The sequence below is a fragment of the Ideonella sp. P3_A4 genome (genome assembly GCF_056403075.1).
Genome location: NZ_JBFUGE010000637.1, coordinates 1 through 3295, shown reverse-complemented (window position 1 = coordinate 3295; position 3295 = coordinate 1). Strand labels below are relative to the sequence as shown.

General features: G+C 58.9%; 1 protein-coding gene. It reads right to left on the bottom strand.

What is annotated here, in order from left to right:
• Window positions 1-2907: 2907 nt before the first annotated feature.
• On the bottom strand, window positions 2908-3295 hold a 388-nt coding region (locus AC1DYI_RS30305), incomplete at its 5' end, for a hypothetical protein (protein WP_477207829.1).

Genomic DNA, 3295 nt, shown 5'->3' with positions numbered 1-3295 from the left:
CCCTCGGATGCAGCTGACCCTTGCCCGAGTTGTTTCGCAATGGCAGATGCCGTTGGTGTGGCATGGACACAAGGCGTGACTTGATGGATGGCTTGAAGGGAGCTGAGAGCTGAGCTGAGACAGGCAAGGGAAAACGTAGAATCCGGCCCCCAAATTGACGCCCATGCTACTGATTTTGGAAACTCCTGTCGCCTCCGCAACAAAGACCAACAAGCGAACTGCCGCTCGCAAAGCGATGCCAGCAGCCGCCGAACCGAAAACACTGCCAAAGGCGGAGCCCATTAGGACGCTTCTTGTGGCCGCGTGCGGCTGGCCTACGGACGCCGCTCTACCGGTTAGCCAACGCGCTGCGAAGCGCTGAAAGCACGCGGCGCTTTGTTTTCTGCCGCTTAACGTTCGACGTAAGGGGCCTGCCGCAGGCAGGTCCCCTTGACGGAGGGGTTAGGCACCGGAGATGCACCAACCGTGATGAGCTTGCCGTGCAAGGCAGACGGACCCGAGGAAACTGGAGATGCTACTCGGCTGATCGGAGCCTGGCTATGCAGCACCGGGACTGCGGCTGTTGCGGGTTGGCTCGCTCGCCGAGGCGGCAGAACCGGCCCAGCGGCAGCTCCCACCCCAAGCTCCGGCCGTGACCGCAGGCACTGTTGAACCGCGACGGAGCGCCAAGGCTTCAATTTCTTGACCAACTTGGCAGGCGTAAGGTCGAAGCGATCACCGACCGTGCGCTGGCCGCCGAAGGACGGACAGCCCACGCAGACGCTGTAGCGAGCACGCCTCTCCCCTGAGCACAAGGCATCGAGACTGAGGCCTTGAGAAGCTGGCATTGGCAGAAGATGCCTCAAGTGAACTGAACCTTCAACCCGGCTGTGGGCCTAACGTTCGAGGTAAGGGGCGGCTTGCGCGCATGCGCAAGACGTCCCCTTGACTGAGTGGTTAGGCGCCGGTGAAGCACCTACTGCTGCGCGCCACCCCAAGGCTGACGGGCGCGAGGGCTTTGAAACAGCCACGTGGGTGACCGGAGCGCGGCCTTGCCGCACTGGGGTTGTGGCTGTTCTAGTTAGGCTAGCCATGCAGACCTTGGCTCGCGATTGATGGCCAAGCGCTGCAAGCGTGGCGGGGTAGAGATGCAAGGCCGCTATCCCCGTTGCCACAGAGAAGCCCATGCCAGMACTCGGTGGATTGGCTGTTTGACTGTGGAGTCGTGACCATGGCGCCGCTGCCCGAATGGCGGCAGACGAGGTGACGATTTGTGACGACGCAGGCAAGAAGACGGTTGGCGCCGCCGCGGCCCGAGCGCTGGCCGCCAGAGGACGGACAGCCCACGTTGCCGATGGAATGGGCACGCTTCTCCCACGGGCACCAGGCATCGAGGCCGAGGCAATGAGCGGCTGGCATTGGCAGATGGCGTTCCAAGTGACTCAAAGCTTCAACACGGCTGTGCGCTTAACGTTCGACGTAAGGGGCGGACTGCGGCTTGCCGCAGGACGTCCCCTTGACGGAGGGGTTAGGCCGCGGGCGGTTGGCTAGTTGCAAAGAGCCCTGAACAGATAGATTCATGGTCGTTCGATGGTTGGCCAGGAGGCCTGGAACGAGAACTCAACCATATCAGTGTGCAATACGAATGCCCATCGCTCGCTAGGGAGAATCTTGGAATCGAATCCAATGATGTCCCAGGGGAAAGCAAGCTCATCGTCATTGTGGGACGTGTCGACCCGCATGCCGGAAACCTGAGCAAAAGCTAACCTGACTACGGATGTTTCGTCGTGGGAAGGGTGAAGGCAAACCACAAACCTTGCATGGTTGAATTCGATGGAACTCACCCAATGCGCACTTGAGTCGACAAAAGATGCGGTCTCAATTTCGGTCATTGGGAGGGCCTAACGTTCGACGTAAGGGGCCTGCCGCAGGCAGGTCCCCTTGACGGAGGGGTTAGACCCTGGGTTGGAAAAGTGCCAATCGACTTGCTTCAAGCTAGCAACTGAACGACTCAACAAAACGAGGCTCGCCAGTGAAACCAATATGCAATCGTGCTGCAGTCGCATTGAGAGATTCTCCATTTTGAAACACGAGCTCAACATATGTCGGTTCCTCTGACGTATAGGGCAGCGGAACGAGTGAGAGGCGCTGACCGCCCACAGCAATGTGCCCAACGGAAAGCCTGCCAAGACAAGACCCAAGAGAGCCGGACCAAGTGGCTTGCTGCAGAAGCATTTCTAGTGCTTGAACGTACCCTGAGCCGGCGTCTACGCCAGGCACGCCCTCGGAATGGTGAACGTATGCGGCAGAGAAGACGACCGACAGATTTTCGTCCCTTGACTGGATTGTGCTGACCTCGGAGTCGTGGAACTCAAGTGCTACGTTCATGAATGGAGCGGAAGAAGAGCTTGGGGTCTAACGTTCGAGGTAAGGGGCGTTTTGCGGCTTGCCGCAAGACGTCCCCTTGACTGAGGGGTTAGGAGTCGGAGTCATGATGAAACTGCAGGTAAGGGCTGGCGTTGGATGGCCTGCGGGGAGGCTACCTTGCCAATGAGTCTTGCTGACAGGTTCTGCTCTATTGACCTAGGAGTCTTCCTTCGCCCGTCGCCTAGCAATATAGCGACCAAGCACTCCGCCCACGAAGCCAAAGAGTAGGGCGGGTCCAATCTGCTGGGTTGCCACTCCGGCGACGAAGAAGCCGATGAAAAAGCCTACCCACCCATAGACTCGGGAATCCATTGCCCGGACAACGGCCTTCACCTCTGGGGAGCGACCCTCTGCCTCTGGAATAAGCAACGTGTTGCACTGAATGCAACGAACTGCCATCGCAGAGTTCAGCGTGTTGCATGCTGGGCAGAGCATAGGACTCCTAACGTTCGATGTAAGGGGCCTGCCGCAGGCAGGTCCCCTTGACGGAGGGGTTAGGCATCACCGCTCGAACCCAGAAAAGTACGACCTGAACCCGTCAACATGCTCCATGCGCGGTTCCGAACCATCTTCTGCCATCGTCACCACGCGACAGACTGCTTCTTCTCCAGTAGTGGGAACTTTGTAGTCGAACGCCACGCTCCAGCCGTGAGGGCTGCCCTTTCGCCCATGGCGAAGACCGATGGCCTTCGCCTTGAGGCTATTGAACCTTGCAGAAATCAGCTTGGCTCGATCGTTCGACCATTCGATAGATTCGTGTTCTAAACGCTCCTTTGCTTGAGTTGCGGGAGCATCGGTGTAGCCGTTCTGGACAACAAACCTCTCCGCAGCCTCGACCGCAGCCGCTTGGGACAAGGGCTCTGAGCGCGCAGCAATGGGAGTAGTTKCG